The organism is Arthrobacter sp. 2762, from assembly GCF_040548745.1.
Classification (GTDB): Bacteria; Actinomycetota; Actinomycetes; order Actinomycetales; family Micrococcaceae; genus Arthrobacter.
Map to the genome: position 1 here is coordinate 246,506 of NZ_JBEPSI010000003.1, position 16,318 is coordinate 262,823.

Consider the following 16,318-nt stretch of genomic DNA (forward strand, 5'->3'; position numbering starts at 1 on the left):
CGCTCCGTGACGTGTATCAGTCCGCCATGTGGTTTGATGCCGTAGGCAGATGCCTGGCCCACCACGCGAGGATGTGTTCGAACCGCTGCTTGCGGTGATGTGGGGTCCCGGAACGCGACAATTCATGGTCCTCGCCCGGGAAGACAAGCAACGACGTCTCTACTCCCCTCTCCTTGAGCAGCGCATAGTACCGCTGCCCTTGTTCAAGAGGACACCGAAGGTCGTTTTCGCTGTGGATCACCAGGGTCGGTGTCACGACGGAGCCGCCTACGGCCAAGGGGCTCTGTGCCACAAGCTGATCGGGTGTGGCTCCAGCGTACTCGCCGCCAAAAAACCAGCCGATATCGGACGTGCCCGCAAAGCTGGCAGGGTCCAGGAATCCGCGTTCGACAATTGCCCCTTTGAAACGGTGGTCGTGTGCGATGGTCCACGCCGTAAGGTAACCGCCATAGGATCCACCCATGATGCCCACGCTGTCCGCGTCCAAGGTTGCGTGGGCGGATAAGGCAGCCTCCAGGAAGGCGAGCACGTCCTGCATGTCCACGGTTCCCATGCGCTCCTTGATGACCCGTCCATGGGATTGTCCATAGCCTGAAGAGCCCCGCGGATTGCACATCACTACTGCGTATCCTGCAGCTGAATAGACTTGCGCTTCGTCAAAGAAGGCTCCCGTGTATTGGGAGAACGGACCCCCGTGGATGGTCAGCAGGACAGGGTGCGGTCCCGGTCCGTCGGGCAGCACCAACCAACCGTTCACGGGGTATCCGTCGTCGGCGGTTGCCTGGAAATCCACGGGCTCACTGACCCGTGAGCTATTCCGTAGTCCCGCCGAGAAGTCTGTCAGCAGACGCAGTTCACCACGCGCCAGGGAGGCGACGTCGCCAGCGGTGGCCGCATCCAGGAAGGTCACGGCAATTTCGCCATTGGCACCAACTGTGGCTCCAATAACCACGCGGGCGCCATGGACCAGTGGCGTAATGCTTCCCGCCGCCGTGACATCGAGGAGCTCCACGCTGCCCAATGCTGTGTTCAAGACCAGGACGCTGTCCGGTCCGCTCGGTTCCAGCGGACCTGAGACGTCCAAATGCTCGACGTCGGTGAGGGCCACGGCATCTCCCCCGATGACAGGCATTGAGTAGAGAACGCTGTTGCGCGCGACAAAATCCCGTCCTGTGTCGCCCAGGTCCTGCGCGGTGAAGAAGAGCGAACGGCCATCGGAGGACGCCCGCACGGCCGTGACGGTCTGCAGTTTTGGGTTGTGGGGTTTGACGAGCTCGGGTTCGCCGCCTGTTGCGTCAATCCGGTACACGGACGTTACTAGGTCCTCATCCTGCCCGTCGTGGAGAGCGGCCACGAAGTAGAGGAATCTGCCGTCGGCCGAGAAACATGGCGCCTCATGGTCCGATTCGCCGAACGTCATCTGCCTGGCATCGGGAACCCCGGTTACCTTGGCACCCGGCCGTTCGTGGGCGGCTCTGCCACGGGGAATGACAACAGGCTCGCCACCCAATTCCGGCACGTCAACCACAAACAGTTGCTGGCGCTGGTCAAGGACGTACCCCACACCGTTCATCCGGTACTGGTTCACGGCGATAAGCCGGGCGTCTTCGCTGCCGGAAGTAACGCCGTCGACCGTTCCATAGCGGCCCGGTTCCGCAACACGGCTGGTGAAGACCACCCGATGGGAATCGGGCGCCCACGCAAACCCGTTGACCCCGGCGTGCTGATCCGTGACCTGCTGTGGTTCGCCCCCTGCGGACTCCACTACAAACAGCTGTGCTTTTCCCTCTGCGTCGCTCCGCAGGAAGGCCAAAACCAAGCCGTCAGGCGAGAAAGCCGGCGAAGTGTCCCTGAACCCGCGGGTGATGCGTCGTGGGCGCTTGCTGGTGTCCAGCGGTACGTTCCACAATTGGCCGACGTAAGCATCGGCGTCGAAATCAGGCCTGACGACGGATACCACCGCTTTAGTGCCGTCCGGATGGATGGCTGGGGCGGAGACGGAGTTCAACAAAGGCAGCTGCTCGGGTTTCACCTTGGTGAGCCTAGCCCCGCCGCCCTGGCGCAGGCACCAGACACTCCGGCCCACCGTAGGATTGAATCCATGTTGTCCGATGCCGTTGCCGCCCTCCGTTGTCCCGTTTGCGAAGGGCGGTTTCAGCTTGTCGAGGATCCACAGCGGAGGCTTGTTTGCGGTTCCGGGCATGTATTCGATGCCGCCAAACAGGGTTACTTCAACCTGCTGACAGGTAAGGGCACAGTCTTCGAAGCTGATTCGGCGGAGATGGTGGGAGCCCGGCATCGATTCCTGGACAGCGGACACTACGCTGCTTTGGCCGAGCGCGTTGCGGGTCTGGCAGCCGCATCGCTGCAGCGGCCCGGGGCCGTGGTTCTCGACGCCGGAACGGGCACCGGGCACTACCTGCACCGTGTCCTGGAAAGGACTCCGGCTTCTGCGATAGGGCTGGACATCTCCAAATTCGCACTCCGCCGCGCTGCACGGCTCAACGAGGATGCTGCCAACCTCGTCTGGGACATTTGGCGTCCGCTGCCCATTGCCGATAACGCGGTGGACGTGGTCCTGGTGGTGTTCGCTCCCAGGAATCCGGCAGAGTTCGCCCGGGTGCTGCGGCCTGGTGGAGAACTGATTGTGGTGACACCGCAGCCAGGACACTTGGCTGAAATCGCTGCCCGCACCGGAATGCTCAGCATTGAGGAAGGCAAGGCCGAGCGCTTGGCTGAATCCCTGGGCGGCTATTTCCACGCCGATTCAACGTACAACCTGGACGTGCCGCTCACCCTCACGGGCTCCGAGCTGGCCGACATCGCCTATATGGGGCCGGCCGGTCACCACATCAAGCCCGAAGAACTCGCTCTGCTGGCCGATGCGGATGGGACCGTAGCAACCACGGCGAAGTTCCGAATCAGCCTCTTTACAGTGGGTGCTTCGGCTTCCTGACGAGGGACTCAGCGTCGGGCTAGGATGGAGGAACAGCGACTGTGACCCGTCTCCGGCGGGGTCCGGGACCAAGGGGGAAATGATGTTTGAATGGCTCGGCGAGAATTGGTGGGCCCTCTGGCTCACGGTCTTCCTCGCGTTCGCGGTGGTGGAGATGCTAACCCTCGACCTCTTCTTCATCATGCTCGGAGGCGGCGCATTGGCCGGGCTCATAGCCGACTTCGCCGGGGCCGATTTCTGGCTCCAGATCGTCATCTTCAGCGTGGTCTCCCTCTTGATGATCGCCTTCGTCCGGCCGGTCGCCTTGAAACACCTGCATAAGGGACCAGCAGAACAGCGGACGAATATCGACCGGCTCATCGGTCAGCCCGCCCTCGTCATAGAAGCGGTCACAGGCACCAGCGGGCTGGTAAAGATCGGCGGCGATGTCTGGAGCGCGCGCAGCACCGCTGGAGTCCTCGACGCCGGCGCTACCGTTCAGGTCACCAGGATTGACGGCGCGACGGCGGTAGTAGCCTCGCCTGCCGAAAACAGCCCGCGCTGATTCGAACCGGAAAAACCAGAATTCTGCGGATAACAGGCTGGCAGCCTGCCCGCAAAAGGTCAAAGCAAGCCACGCAATTGGGGAATCAAGGAGACGCATGGACGGTTTAGGAGGAACAGCGGCAGCAGTTGTGCTGATTGTTCTCGTCATTTTTGTCATCATCGTGTTGGTCCGCTCGGTAAGGATCATCCCGCAGGCACGTGCCGGCGTCGTTGAACGCCTCGGCAAGTACCAGCGCACGCTCAACCCGGGTCTTACCATCCTGATTCCGTTCGTCGACAGGCTCCTGCCGTTGCTCGACCTCCGTGAGCAGGTGGTGTCCTTCCCGCCGCAGCCAGTCATCACCGAGGACAACCTCGTGGTTTCGATCGACACCGTGGTCTACTTCCAGGTAACGGACCCCCGGGCGGCTACCTATGAAATCGCCAACTACATCCAGGCGGTAGAGCAGCTGACCACCACCACGCTTCGTAACGTTGTGGGTGGCCTGAACCTCGAAGAGGCACTGACCTCCCGTGACCAGATCAATGGCCAGCTGCGTGGAGTGTTGGATGAAGCCACAGGCCGCTGGGGCATCCGCGTCTCGCGTGTGGAACTGAAGGCTATTGATCCGCCCCACTCCATCCAGGACTCGATGGAAAAGCAGATGCGTGCAGAGCGCGACCGTCGAGCAGCCATCCTGACTGCTGAAGGAACCAAGCAGTCGCAAATTCTTACAGCAGAAGGCCAGCGCCAAGCGGCCATCCTCGCAGCTGAAGGTGATGCGAAGGCCGCCATCCTTCGGGCAGACGGTGAAGCCCAGGCTATCCAGAAAGTCTTTGACGCCATCCACAAGGGCAACCCGGACCAGAAGCTTTTGGCTTACCAGTATCTGCAGACGCTACCCAAGCTCGCTGAAGGCAGTTCCAATAAGCTGTGGATCATCCCCAGTGAAGTTGGCGAGGCCTTGAAGGGCATTGGCAGTGCGCTCGGAGGCGCCAACGGTGACTCCGATGCTGCTGGCTTCTTTGGCGGCAGCAACAAAGCTGCCGCTTCGGAGCCGGCAGCTCCCGTGGAATCCACCACGGCAGCACAGTCAAGGCCCGCGGAGTAACTCTGTTGTCAGGCAGTTGAGCGGTCAGCCAAACGGCTGGCCGCTCATCGCATTTTGTACTGCTTTTGGGTACTTACCATCCATCCGCGTATAATGGGATATTTGTCCGGCTGGTTCAGTGTGGATGGAACATTAAAGCTTGGCCAGGCGTTGCAATTAGTGATGCAAGGTGTGCAGAAGTAGTCCGTAGGGACCGTGAAAACGGCCTACGGCTAGCGCGGAGTTCAGACTCCGCGAACAGACAGAGGGAGTAATCATGAGCGATCGCAGCCTGCGGGGTATGCGTCTTGGCGCCCAAAGCATGGAAACCGAGTCCGGCGTTGAACCGGCACCGCGCCAGCGGGTTGAATACCGCTGCGAGGACGGCGAGCAGGTCTTCGTCACCTTCTCTGCTGAAGCCGAGATCCCCCCTGTTTGGGTTTCCAAGACTGGCAAGGAAGCCTTGCTCGTAGACGGCGAGCGTCCCGTGGATGCCAACGAGAAGGCCGTCCGCACCCACTGGGACATGCTCCTGGAACGCCGCAGCCTTCCGGAGCTGGAGCAGATCCTTGAGGATCGTTTGAACATCCTGCGTGAGCGCCGCGGAGAGCGTCGCTCAGCTTAGTCTTCAAACTCAAGCAAAAAGGCCGGAGCGGTTCCTTTTGGGAACCGCTCCGGCCTTTTCTTATGAAAGCTACCTTTATTTTGCGAGGGCAGGCTGTTTTCCGGTGAGCTTGGCCCACCGTGCCGCCAGACCCCATTTGGTGACGTTGATCATGGCTTCCACCACAATGTTGCCACTCATCTTCGATGCACCGAGTTCCCGCTCAACGAAGGTGATGGGACGTTCCTCAATACGCAGGCCGAGCTTTGCCACGCGCCAGGCAAGATCAACCTGGAAGCCATAACCCACTGAATCCACTTCATCCAACTTGAGGGCTTCAAGTGTGCTGCGGCGGAAAGCACGGTAGCCGCCCGTGACGTCCTTGATTTTCAAGCCAAGCATGATGCGGGCATAGGTGCTGCCAATACGGGAGATTGCCTGGCGGTAGAGAGGCCAGTTCACAACACTGCCTCCCGGTACCCAGCGCGAGCCCATGGCAAGGTCGGCGCCCTCTTTGACCGCATCAAGGAGGAGGGGCAGCTGCTCGGGCTTGTGGGAGCCATCGGCGTCCATCTCGACCAGAACGTCATACCCGGCGGCGAGGCCCCACTTGAAGCCGGCGATGTAGGCCGCGCCAAGGCCTTCCTTGCCTTTGCGGTGCAGCACGTGCACTTGCTTGTCCTCGGCGGCTATGCCGTCAGCAAGTTGTCCCGTGCCGTCCGGGCTGTTGTCATCAACCACCAGGACGTCCGACTCAGGCACTGCGGTCCGCAGCCGGCCCAATGTCTTGGGGAGCGATTCCAGCTCGTTGTAGGTAGGGATGATCGTCAGGACACGCAAGAAGAGGCCTTTCCTTGATGGAGCGGTCAGTGTGCCGGACCAGCCTCAAGGCTGGCGTTCTGGCGCAACTCTCCATTATAGGACGATCCTGTGCACTACTACGGGCAGCTGTGGCCCCGGCCACACAGACTTAAGCGCTGCGGGCAGGTCCATAGACCCAGGACCAGTGTTGTCCGGACAGGCATTTTGCCGGACGAACTGTTTTCTAGGGCCCTATGGGCCTGCCCACTCGCGTACCGCCACCAAGCCATATCCTGGCCGCGAACCAGATAATTACTCCCGGGAAAGCCCCAGGACTTAACAATCTGTTGAGCCTCAATGCTACGGACTTTACAAAAGCTGTCAACCAGGGCTTGACCTGCGCGTTCGTGCATCGTCCCAGTTCAGGCGGGGAATTCAAACCTCAAGGAAACAGTGGGCTCACACCCGGAGGGATTCGTGCGCGAAGAGCTCCTGGCCTTCCCTCACCGTCTGCAGACATACAGGATCGTTGCCAGTATCCAAGGCCGGGAGCAAGGGGGTGCGGGCACGGGGATCGGTGCTCCAGGACTGCACACGGCTATCCGCTACCTGCACCATGAGTTCCTCAATTTCCCATACCGCGAAGCTGGCTGGCGCACCAGGGACGAGTTGGCCCATGAGAGGGTTCCTGTGTTTGGTGGCCCGCCAGCCCGCCCTCGTATGGCCAAGGAAAGCCGCGCGCGCTGAAATGCGCTGGTCCGGGTTGCTGTGTTCCAGGCAGGCCCGGATGCTGGACCAAGGGCTGAGCGGTGTGACCGGGCTATCGCTGCCAAAGGTGATCGGAACTCCGCTGGCGTAGAAGGACGCAAACGTGTTCATTGCCTTGCTGCGGCCGCCGAGTCGTTGCTCGTAGAATCCCCCAGGGCCTCCCCAGAGAGCGTCGAATGCCGGTTGCATGCTGACAGTCACGGAGTACTTGGCCAGCTTCTCGACGGCGGACTGGTCGGCGAGCTCAACGTGTTCAAAGCGGTGACCCGCCGCGCGGATCCGCTGCTCCCCCACCTCGTCAGCTGCGGCGTCCAATGCCTCAAGCGCAACATCAAGGCCTGCATCACCAATGATGTGGAAACCGCCCTGGATGCCCAGCAGCGAGCATGCAGCAAGGTGCTTGGCGGCTTCATCCACTGAAAGATACACGTTGCCCCGTTGACCTGGCGCATCGGAATAGTCTTGCCTCAAGGCAGCTGTCCGCGAACCGATGGAACCATCGATGTTCAGATCTCCCGCCAAGCCCAGGACCTCGGGGCCCACGCTGTCCAGGATCCTGCGGGCATGATCTTCCGATGACGCCAGCTCGCCCCAATACGGCAGCACCTGCGGTTTGCCGGCTTGCCTGTTCCAGGACATGGCCATCTGAAGATCTTCTGGCCCGCAAATGTGTGGGGCCGACATTTCCGCAAGGGCAACATAGCCGTTGGAAGCCGCATAATGCAGGGCCTGTTCCTGATACCCGCTCCGTTCGGCCTCACTGAAGCGCCGTGCCGCGAGGCGGGCGGCGGTGTGGGCAGTCCTGACTACGCGGCCGCTGTCCCCCGTGAAGCCGTCCATGCCCGCAAGGCCTGCCGACGCCGCAAGAGAGGATGAAACGAGGGCGGAGTGAACGTCAATGCGGGAAAGGTAAACCTGCCTGCCGCCCGAGGCCTGTTCCAGCTCTTCAAGCGTTGGAAGGGTGGCATCCTGCCAGGTTGTTTCATCCCAGCCATGCCCAATGACAGTCCCGGTACCGCCAGCGGCAGCGACGGCGTCCAGCAGCTCCCGGGCAGAGCGCACGCCCGTCAAGGACAGTCCAGCCAAAGCGAGGCCCGTCTCCGTCAAGTGAGCATGGGAGTCAACAAAGCCCGGCGCCACGAGGGTTCCCCGAAGATCAATGATGTCCATGGTGGAATCCGCGATGGACGTCGCTGCTTGCTCGGAGCCCACCCACGCGACCGTGTCACCGTCCACCACCATGGCGGTAGCGAACGGATCGGCAGCGGTATAGATCGAACCGTTCCGGTAAAGGGTTACCTTGCGGACGTTTTCGTGGGGGCGGTCGCCGGCGGACAGGCCTGGCTGGTTCATGCGGTGTGCTCCTCGAGCGTTGAAGAAGGTCTGGGGTCTCGAAAACGGTTCCGGGTCAGGCGACGGTGGAGTAAGCCACGACCCCCCGGCGGACCAGATCGATGGATTCACGGCAGATCCGCGTCAAGCGGGGATCCAGTTGTGGAATTTTGGCGAGTTGGTCCAGGAGGTCAACCACTTGCTTTGCCCAACGGACGAAGTCGCCAGCAGCAAGGTCAGTGCCGCTGAGCACCTCCTGAAGATGGCGGCCTTTCGCCCACTTGTACATGGGCCACATGAGGCCCAGCTCCGGTTCGCCGGTGAGCGGAAGCCTGTTCTGTTCCTCGGTGTCCTCAAGTTGCGACCATTCCCGGACGACGATATCGACCGCCGTTTCCAGCGCAACCGAGGGCATCCTCGGGCGAAGGCCCCGGTCCTCACGCTTTGCCTGGTACACCAGGGTGCTGGCCAAGGAGGCAAGCTCGGCAGCATCGAGATCGTTGATGGCACCACGCCTGATGGATTGTGAAATGAGGAGGTCCTTCTCACCGTAAATGCGCCGCAGCCGCTGCCCGTCCGTGCTGATGGTGACCTTGCCGGCGTCGTTGGTTTCGAGGTACCCATAGGCCGAAAGGACATCGCATACGCGATCGAACGTTTTGGCAATCGTGTTGGTCCTGCTTTGGATCTGGCGGATCAGGCCGTCTGTCTCCTTGCGAAGTTTCCACCAACGCTCGCCCCAGCGGGCGTGGTCTTCGCGTTCACTGCAACCATGGCAAGGATGCGCCCTGAGCGCCCTGCGTAGTTCAGTGATCTTCTGTTCCTGGTCCGGGAGCCGGGAACCCAAGCCAAAGTCTTCATGCCTGCTGTTGCGGCGCGACTTGGGCGCTTCGTCGCTGATGGCATGGCGCATGGAGGAGGCGAGGTCACGCCGCGATTTGGGGACCTTGGCGTTGAAGGATTTCGGGATCCTGATCCGGGTCACAGGAGACACCGGGGCATCGACGTCGTGGACGCCGATCCGGCGCAGTTGATTGTCCGAGGTGAGGACAGAAGGCCTCGGCTCACGGGCGTTGGCATCGGAATCAAGCACGACGGCGTAGCCCGCCAGCCTGCCGCTGGAGACGCTGATGACGTCCCCTGGGATGAGCCGCGTCAGTGAGTCCGCCACCCTGGACTTTCGCGCACGGTGGTAGTTCCGTTCAGCGAACTGTTCAGTGTCACTGAGCTCCCGCCGGAGCCTGGCGTATTCGGTGAAGTCGCCCAGATGGCACTCCATGGATTTCGCGTATCCTGCCAACGACTCCTCGCGGCCACGAACTTGCCTCGCCAACCCTACGACGGAGCGGTCCGCCTGGAACTGGGCAAAGGACGACTCGAGGATTTCACGTGCCCGGACACGGCCAAACTGGGCTATCAGGTTGATGCTCATGTTGTACGTGGGCCGGAAGCTGGAATTCAGCGGGTATGTGCGGCGTGACGCCAAGCCAGCCACGGCAGCGGGATCCGTTCCCGGCTGCCACAGGACTACGGCATGGCCCTCGACGTCGATACCCCGGCGTCCAGCCCTGCCAGTGAGCTGCGTGTACTCCCCCGCCGTGATGTTGACGTGGGCTTCGCCGTTGAACTTCTCAAGCTTTTCCAGCACCACGCAACGCGCGGGCATGTTGACCCCGAGCGCCAACGTTTCCGTGGCAAAAACTGCCTTGACCAAGCCATCCGCAAACAGCTTCTCCACCACCTCCTTGAAGGTGGGAAGCATGCCCGCGTGATGAGCCGCGAAGCCCCGGATGAGGCCGTCGCGCCAGCCCCAGAATCCCAAGACATCGAGGTCATCGGCAGGGATCTCGTGGCTTGCTTCATCCACCCGCTGCGCAATGATCTGCTGTTCGCGTTCAGTAGTGAGCCAGAGTCCCGATGCCGCGCACTGGGCCACTGCAGCATCACAACCGGCCCGGGAAAAAATGAACGTAATGGCAGGCAGCAGGCCCTGACGGTTGAGGCTTTCAATAACCTGGGGGCGGCTTGCCTTCCGGACCGGGCTGCGCTGTTCGGTGTTCTGCCGTTCATCCCTGGAGCGGTCCTGCCGACGGCGGCTCCGGCCACCGTGGCCAAAGCGGCCGTTGAAGTTCATCCGGCTCTCGGAGCGGGCCATTGCCAGCAGATCGGGGTTCACTTCGAACTCGGGGCCGGTCACTGCCTGGCGGACCGGAGATGCGGCAGAACTCTTGACCGCGATCTTCCGGGTTTCTGCCGGGAGGGTGGCCTCGTCCACGGCGTCGTCAGTATCGCTAAGATCCGGAACTTCTGTGTCCGGTATCTGGGGAGCGATTTCATCGAAAGTGGTATCGCCGGCAAAGAGGTCAACGATCTCCCTGCCCACCATGACGTGCTGCCACAGTGGCACGGGCCGGTGCTCGGACACGATGACGTCGGTATCGCCCCGAACGGTATCCAGCCACGCACCAAACTCTTCGGCATTGGAGACCGTTGCGCTCAGCGAAGCAACCTGCACTTCACTGGGCAAGTGAATGATGACTTCCTCCCAGACGGCTCCGCGGAAGCGGTCTGCGAGGTAGTGGACCTCGTCCATCACGACGAAGCCGAGGTCGCCGAGCGTCTCCGAATCGGCGTACAGCATATTGCGGAGGACTTCGGTGGTCATCACCACAACGGGCGCCTCACCGTTGATGGTTGTATCGCCCGTCAGCAGGCCAACGTTGGCAGAGCCATACTTGGCGGCGAGCTCGGAGAATTTCTGGTTGCTCAGCGCCTTGATGGGTGTCGTGTAGAACGCTTTGAGGCCACGTTCCAAAGCCAGATAGATGGCAAATTCGCCAACGATCGTCTTTCCCGCACCTGTGGGAGCCGCGACGAGGACGCCACGGCCCTCCTGCAATGAGCGGCACGCGTCACGTTGGAAGTCATCCAATTCGAAGTCCAGCGTCCGGGCAAAGGCACCAAGATATGTCTTGGCCTCAGCTGCCCGGTGAGCTGCCGCCTGGTAGCGGTCTGATGGTGATGGAGACCCGGAAATGGAGGACATGCACCAAGCCTAATGGCCTGAGGTCTAGAGATTCTCCAGATCCGAGGCCGGGGTAGCAATATCTGCCGTGGCTTCGGTCTCAGCAGCACGCTTGATGGCGCGGCGTTCCCGCCGGCGGTCGTTCCAGAGACAAACGCCGATGGCAGCGAAGAACAGAAGCAGCATGGGCGCCGCCAAGTAGAACATGCTCATGGCGTCGGCACCCGGGGCAGCCATGGCCGCGAACAGGCAAACCAGGAAAATAGTGATCCGCCAGCTTTTGACCAGTTGCTTGCCCTTGACGATTCCGGCCAGGTTCAGCCCGACCAGTACCACCGGCACCAGGAAGGCGATTCCGAAGGCCAGAAGAAGCCTGAGGACAAACGCAAGGTAGATTTCAGCGCTAATGAAGTTCGAAGCGCCGGTGGGCGTGAAGTCCGTCAGGACACGCACCGCGTTGGGAAGCACGAGCCATGCCAACAGGACGCCGCCGATAAACAGCGGAACGGCAGCCGCTACGAAGGACAAAGCCAACCGACGCTCTTTTTTGTGCAGGCCAGGGACAATGAAGGCCCACAGCTGGTAGATCCAGACAGGACTGGAAAGGATCACGCCAAGGAATACGGAGACCTGCACCATCAGGTCAAATGAGCTGGCTACGCCATCAAAGTTGAGGCTGGCAGCGCGGCCCTCTTTTTCGTTGAGGTCTTTGATCGGCTTGATCAAAGCTTCCAAGAGGGGCTGATAGACGATGAAGCCCAGCACCGTTCCAAGAATAACGCCGATGGCAGCCTTGAAGAGCCGGTTCTTCAGCTCCTTAAGATGGTCAAGGAGCGCCATCCGGGCTTCGGGGTTGGCCTTGCGCCCCTTCGTCTCTACCACTTCTTCTTAGACGCGGTTGGAGGGCGGAACGTCGGTCTCGCCGGTGTTCTTGGCCTTTACGTCGGGGTGGTCTACAACCCTGCCTTCGACGGCGTCAGAGGGGTCTTGCGTTTCCTTCTTTTCGGAGGAACCGTCCTTCTTCATTTCCCGGACTTCAGACTTGAAAATACGCATCGACTGGCCAATGCTGCGCGCCATGGACGGCAGCTTCGGTGCAGCGAAAAGCACCAGAGCCAGGACGATGATGATGATGAGATGCCAGCCTTCGAGCCTCATGTGGGGAGGTCCTTTCCTTTTGGATACATCCTACGTCTATCTGAATTCAATGTCGTGCAGGGATTGGGGCTGACCCCGCTCTGCTTTGCGCTGAACGCGCTTTTGGCGACGAACTTCCTGGCGGAAGGCTTTGGCCGTCAGGTAATCATGACGCATCTGCTCCGGCGAGGCAAAAATTGCGGATCCCGGCTCCGGGCGGCGTTCCGGGGCCTCAACATCGGAGGTTTCTGCGGCAGGAGAAACATGGCTGAAACGTTTCCCGGCGTCCCCTAATTCGTGAACGGTGGCCATGAATTTCCTGAACAGCCGAAAACCCAAGGTCACATGGAGGAGCAACGACAGGGCTATGAGCGCGATCCACAGCAGGATCCAAAACCACCAAGGCATCTGAGTAGTCTAGCCAGCCACGATGTCCGACGAGGAAACGGCACCGTATTGGTCAAGCGCCGCCGTGAGCCACGCTTGGACTTCCTGGCGCAACTGCGCAGGTTCCAGCACCCGCACCGTCCCTCCATGTTGGGACACAAACATCGGTAACCACTCCACATTTCCAAAGCGCACCTCGGCGAGCAGTCCGCCATTGGGCAATTCGGCAGTGCGCTCGGCGTAATAGTCGTCAGCCAGGCCAGCACCCTGCCGGGTCAACTCAAGCACCACCAGGACGTCGTCGTCACTGGGCGTGAAGAGCCTTGCCGGAAAGTCTGCATCAGCAGTTGCTGTCCCGGAGACGGGACGGCCATTGGGTTCCAGGGATTGCACACGGTCCAGCCGGAAATTCCGGAGTCCCGACTTGCTATGGCAGTAGGCCTCGAAGTACCAGGTGTTGTCCAGGGAGTAGAGCCGCAGGGGGTCCACGTCGCGCTCGGTTACTTCATCCCTTTGCGGGGAAAGGTAGCTCAGGCGCAGTTGTTGGCCGTCCCTGATGGCGTGCGTGATGGTGGCGAAGGCTTCCGATTGCTCGGGTGCCACCGACTGGCCTGCAACGGCACCGGCCAAGCGTCCGGCTTTTCCTGCCGCACCCGTCAACTTGATGGTCACAGACTCCAGGGCGCTGCCCGGTTCGTCTTCGGGCAAACCTGCAAGTGCAGGGAGATCGCCGAGCATCGACAATCCAGTCAGCAGCGCCGCGGCTTCGTCCTCGCTGAAGCGAACAGGGCGGTTCAGGTCCAAATGCTCCGTGATGTACACATGGTCGTTTTCCCATTGGATGTCCAGGAGATCGTCCGGGTAGCCTCCGGGCAGCCCGGAACAGATCAGGATTTTCAGGTCGTCGATAAGTGCTTTGCGGCTGATGCCAAAGCGGTCAGCTACCTCCTGCACGTGCAGGCCCTGATGGTGGACCAGGAAGGGCACCAGTTGCAGCATGCGCGTGAGTTGGTCTTCGGACGTGCGTTTCCTTGATCGCTGCGCGCGCGCAGCTTCGGGGAATTCCACGGGGATGGCCGGAGACGCATTGAACTCCGCAGCGCTTTTGAGCCGGCGTACGACGGCGGCACGCAGCTCGGCAGGTTCAACCACTTTGAGGTGGGGGCCATACGAGGCCAATTCCTCGGCGAACTGTTCGGGATCCCGGAAGTCCACCAGGAGCCTGTCCCTGCCGCCCAATCCCATCTCAGCCGGTTCCTTCCCGTCACCGCTGGAAACAGCACGTTTGCGCAGGGCGAGAAGACGTCCGGCGTCTACGTCCATGACAGCCAGCTGCACGGGAAGTTCGTTGAGCGAATCCAGCTCCGCCCGGGCATTGAAACCGGCTGGCGGCTCAAAGGAACTGCCAGGCATGACCGAGACGGCAGTGGTCATGCGTGACAACCTGAAAATCCTCTTGGCTTCCCTCCCCCGGTCAAATCCCACGAGGTACCACTGCCCGAACCGGCTTCCCAAGCCCCAAGGCTCCACCTCACGCATTTCCTCACGCCCGGTGCTTCCGGCGAGGTACCGGAAGCGGACGGCGTGCCGGCCGTGCATGGCTCCAACGACGTCGTCGAATGCTTGTCCGGCTGGCTTGATCCGCGGCTGGACGCCGGCAGGAAGGTCGACGTCGGTGAATCCGCCTGCGGCCTGCAGCTTGCGGACGGCATTGACTGCGGCGGAGCCGAGAGCAGCACGTTCCCACAACTGGGCAGCAAGGAGGAGGACGGTGGATTCGGCGGGCGTCAGGCTGACATCAGGAAGCCTGTTCGAGTCCTTGCCAATGCGGTAGCGGGTTGATGCGGGATCCTCGGACCCGAAACTGCGGGGGTCCGTGAGGGTCTCGATCTCAAAGCCGAACTGTTTCAGATCCACTTTGTCCCGCTCGAACATCCGTCCGAACGCGACGTCGTTTTCGGCGGTGTCGTGATAGACCTTTTCCCGCAGGACAGAGCGCGGAAGGCCCACCCTGGTATTGAGCAAGGCAAGCAGGAGATTCAGGAGTCGTTCAGTGCGGGATGCGGACACGCTTGCTACGTTACTAAAGTCCTGGGCGAAAGCAGCAAGGCGCGTCACCGGCCCGGCAAAGCCGGAAGGTAACGCGCCTTGGCGGGAAGCTTGCGCCCTAGCGGACAGCTACGAGGTCAACGACGAAAATCAGGGCCTCGTTGGGCTTGATTGCTCCGCCGGCGCCACGGGACCCATACGCCAGTTCTGAAGGGATCTCCAGGCGGCGACGGCCGCCAACCTTCATACCCAGCAGGCCCTGGTCCCAACCCTGGATGACCTGGCCAACGCCAACACGGAAGTCCAGCGGAGCGCCACGGCCCCAGGAAGCGTCGAACTCTTCGCCCGTAGACCAGGCGACGCCAACGTAGTGGGTGGATACGGTATCGCCGGCTTTGGCCTCGGCGCCGGAACCCTCGATGAGGTCCGTGATGACGAGTTCGGTGGGAACGTCGCCTTCCGGGAAGTCGATTTCGGGCTTGGTGCGGTCGAAGTCACGCTGACCAAATGACATGGTTGCTCCTTGCTTTGGGGGACGTAGGGGTGTGAGGGACGAATGGTGTCAGGAACCAGCTTAGCCAGTCCCGGATCAGGTAGCTGCCTACTTGACGCCGAGGATGTCAACGACGAAGACGAGATCGCCCTTGGCTTCACCCTGTCCAGCCGCGCCGTAGGCAAGGTCCTGCGGGATGACCAGAAGAACGCGGGAGCCGACCGTCTTGCCTTCCAGGCCTTGGGTCCAGCCCTTGATGACACCGGAAAGCGCGAAGCTTGCTGTCTGGCCTCGGTCAAAGCTCGAATCGAACTTCTGGCCGCCCACAAGATTGACGCCTACGTAGTTCACCGTGAGAGTGTCAGTGGCCTTAACAGCAGCGCCGGAGCCCTTGATGAGGTCCTGTGCGATGAGTTCCTTCGGAGCGGCTGCGCCGTCAACGGAGATCTGCGGGAGGCCCTTGTCATCTTCCTTCACGGTGGGGAGCCCAGCCGGAGGAGTGACGGTCTCGCCTTCCGGCTTCGACAGGACCGGAGCTGCTTCCTTAGCGGAAAGCAGCTTGAAAACCACCAACTGCGTAGAGCCGGCTGCGGCGCCCGTAGCGGCCGAACCCGGCGCGGCGAACGCGATGTGGGAACCGATCTTGGCGCCAACAATGGCGTTGTAGATCAGCTCGTTGCCCTTCTTGAGCTCGTCATTCAGCTCAATGGGCTGGGGGCCGTTCTTGTAGACGTCTTCAACTGTCTTGCCGTCATTGCCATCCACTGCGATGTATGCGAGCTCGGCAACCTGGCCGGCCTTGATACGCTCGCCGTTGCCTTCGCTGACTACCTTGATGGTTGGTTCAGCGACGGTAAGCGGCTTGGTGAAGTCCAGGCCAGGGGCTTTGTCATCTCCGTTGTCTGTCACCTTCACGGAATCGAGCTTGGAGACATCGCCGGATGACTGGCTGGTGGGCTCGGCGGCTGGCGTACCCCCTCCCCCACACGCAGTGATGAGCAGCAGGGCAGGAAGAAGAATTGCTAGGAGTCGGCGCACAAAAAAGACACTTTCGTCGGGGCAAGGGACACTCGGAAAGGCGCATGGCAGATCCAAGCCAATGGCCTCTTGGAAAGAGGCCACAGTCCAGAATAGCCGGTGAAGCTGGGAG

At 61.3% G+C, this 16,318-nt stretch carries 14 protein-coding genes; 4 read left to right on the forward strand and 10 right to left on the reverse strand.

The window, feature by feature from the left end:
- Positions 1 to 16 precede the first annotated feature (16 nt).
- Positions 17 to 2,032, reverse strand: a complete 2,016-nt coding sequence (locus ABIE18_RS07745; RefSeq protein ID WP_499722102.1) for a S9 family peptidase — start codon at positions 2,030 to 2,032, stop codon at positions 17 to 19.
- A gap of 69 nt (positions 2,033 to 2,101) precedes the next feature.
- Here ABIE18_RS07745 and ABIE18_RS07750 point away from each other — a divergent pair, with 69 nt between their 5' ends.
- From ABIE18_RS07750 to ABIE18_RS07765, 4 genes are all read left to right on the forward strand, one after another.
- A complete protein-coding gene (locus ABIE18_RS07750; RefSeq protein WP_499722104.1) occupies positions 2,102 to 2,956 on the forward strand; it encodes a methyltransferase domain-containing protein in 855 nt (284 codons plus the stop codon).
- An 82-nt stretch (positions 2,957 to 3,038) separates the two neighbouring features.
- The gene (locus tag ABIE18_RS07755) at positions 3,039 to 3,500 is read left to right on the forward strand and encodes an NfeD family protein (RefSeq protein ID WP_216925837.1); all 462 of its coding nucleotides are present in this window, start codon (positions 3,039 to 3,041) and stop codon (positions 3,498 to 3,500) included.
- Positions 3,501 to 3,597: 97 nt separating this feature from the next.
- A complete protein-coding gene (locus tag ABIE18_RS07760; protein WP_477515682.1) occupies positions 3,598 to 4,593 on the forward strand; it encodes an SPFH domain-containing protein in 996 nt (331 codons plus the stop codon).
- 256 nt (positions 4,594 to 4,849) lie between these two features.
- Complete coding sequence (locus tag ABIE18_RS07765) at positions 4,850 to 5,197, forward strand: RNA polymerase-binding protein RbpA (protein ID WP_021470504.1); 348 nt, start codon at positions 4,850 to 4,852, stop codon at positions 5,195 to 5,197.
- A 75-nt stretch (positions 5,198 to 5,272) separates the two neighbouring features.
- On the opposite strand, the gene ABIE18_RS07770 is transcribed toward ABIE18_RS07765, so the two are convergent.
- The 9 genes from ABIE18_RS07770 to ABIE18_RS07810 all read right to left on the reverse strand — a co-directional run bounded on the left by ABIE18_RS07770 (position 5,273) and on the right by ABIE18_RS07810 (position 16,206).
- Positions 5,273 to 6,016 carry a polyprenol monophosphomannose synthase gene (locus tag ABIE18_RS07770; protein ID WP_224090400.1) on the reverse strand — a complete coding sequence of 248 codons (744 nt, stop codon included), beginning with the start codon at positions 6,014 to 6,016 and terminating at the stop codon, positions 5,273 to 5,275.
- A gap of 420 nt (positions 6,017 to 6,436) precedes the next feature.
- The gene (locus tag ABIE18_RS07775; protein ID WP_499722105.1) at positions 6,437 to 8,098 is read right to left on the reverse strand and encodes an amidohydrolase; all 1,662 of its coding nucleotides are present in this window, start codon (positions 8,096 to 8,098) and stop codon (positions 6,437 to 6,439) included.
- Between the two features lie 55 nt (positions 8,099 to 8,153).
- Positions 8,154 to 11,123 (reverse strand): DEAD/DEAH box helicase, encoded by a 2,970-nt coding sequence (locus ABIE18_RS07780; RefSeq protein WP_499722106.1) that lies wholly within the window; start codon positions 11,121 to 11,123, stop codon positions 8,154 to 8,156.
- A 24-nt stretch (positions 11,124 to 11,147) separates the two neighbouring features.
- A complete protein-coding gene (gene tatC / locus ABIE18_RS07785; RefSeq protein WP_477515679.1) occupies positions 11,148 to 11,984 on the reverse strand; it encodes a twin-arginine translocase subunit TatC in 837 nt (278 codons plus the stop codon).
- Between the two features lie 6 nt (positions 11,985 to 11,990).
- Positions 11,991 to 12,260 carry a Sec-independent protein translocase subunit TatA gene (gene tatA, locus ABIE18_RS07790; protein WP_431115294.1) on the reverse strand — a complete coding sequence of 90 codons (270 nt, stop codon included), beginning with the start codon at positions 12,258 to 12,260 and terminating at the stop codon, positions 11,991 to 11,993.
- 36 nt (positions 12,261 to 12,296) lie between these two features.
- Positions 12,297 to 12,647: a hypothetical protein gene (locus ABIE18_RS07795; protein WP_442005316.1), complete on the reverse strand. Its 351-nt coding sequence runs from the start codon at positions 12,645 to 12,647 to the stop codon at positions 12,297 to 12,299.
- A 9-nt stretch (positions 12,648 to 12,656) separates the two neighbouring features.
- Positions 12,657 to 14,696, reverse strand: a complete 2,040-nt coding sequence (locus ABIE18_RS07800) for a helix-turn-helix transcriptional regulator (RefSeq protein WP_499722107.1) — start codon at positions 14,694 to 14,696, stop codon at positions 12,657 to 12,659.
- Positions 14,697 to 14,793: 97 nt separating this feature from the next.
- Entirely contained in the window at positions 14,794 to 15,189 is a 396-nt protein-coding gene (locus tag ABIE18_RS07805) for an FKBP-type peptidyl-prolyl cis-trans isomerase (protein ID WP_216925697.1), read from the reverse strand.
- Positions 15,190 to 15,276: 87 nt separating this feature from the next.
- Entirely contained in the window at positions 15,277 to 16,206 is a 930-nt protein-coding gene (locus tag ABIE18_RS07810) for an FKBP-type peptidyl-prolyl cis-trans isomerase (protein ID WP_499722109.1), read from the reverse strand.
- Positions 16,207 to 16,318 lie beyond the last annotated feature (112 nt).

What these genes read in the sequence shown, in the direction of transcription:
- ABIE18_RS07750 (WP_499722104.1), top strand. Translation starts at nt 2,102, where the DNA reads ATGTTGTCCGATGCCGTTGCCGCCCTCCGTTGTCCCGTTTGCGAAGGG.
- ABIE18_RS07755 (WP_216925837.1), top strand. Translation starts at nt 3,039, where the DNA reads ATGTTTGAATGGCTCGGCGAGAATTGGTGGGCCCTCTGGCTCACGGTC.
- ABIE18_RS07760 (WP_477515682.1), top strand. Translation starts at nt 3,598, where the DNA reads ATGGACGGTTTAGGAGGAACAGCGGCAGCAGTTGTGCTGATTGTTCTC.
- ABIE18_RS07765 (WP_021470504.1), top strand. Translation starts at nt 4,850, where the DNA reads ATGAGCGATCGCAGCCTGCGGGGTATGCGTCTTGGCGCCCAAAGCATG.
- ABIE18_RS07775 (WP_499722105.1), bottom strand. Translation starts at nt 8,098, where the DNA reads ATGAACCAGCCAGGCCTGTCCGCCGGCGACCGCCCCCACGAAAACGTC.
- ABIE18_RS07780 (WP_499722106.1), bottom strand. Translation starts at nt 11,123, where the DNA reads ATGTCCTCCATTTCCGGGTCTCCATCACCATCAGACCGCTACCAGGCG.
- tatA (WP_431115294.1), bottom strand. Translation starts at nt 12,260, where the DNA reads ATGAGGCTCGAAGGCTGGCATCTCATCATCATCATCGTCCTGGCTCTG.
- ABIE18_RS07795 (WP_442005316.1), bottom strand. Translation starts at nt 12,647, where the DNA reads ATGCCTTGGTGGTTTTGGATCCTGCTGTGGATCGCGCTCATAGCCCTG.
- ABIE18_RS07805 (WP_216925697.1), bottom strand. Translation starts at nt 15,189, where the DNA reads ATGTCATTTGGTCAGCGTGACTTCGACCGCACCAAGCCCGAAATCGAC.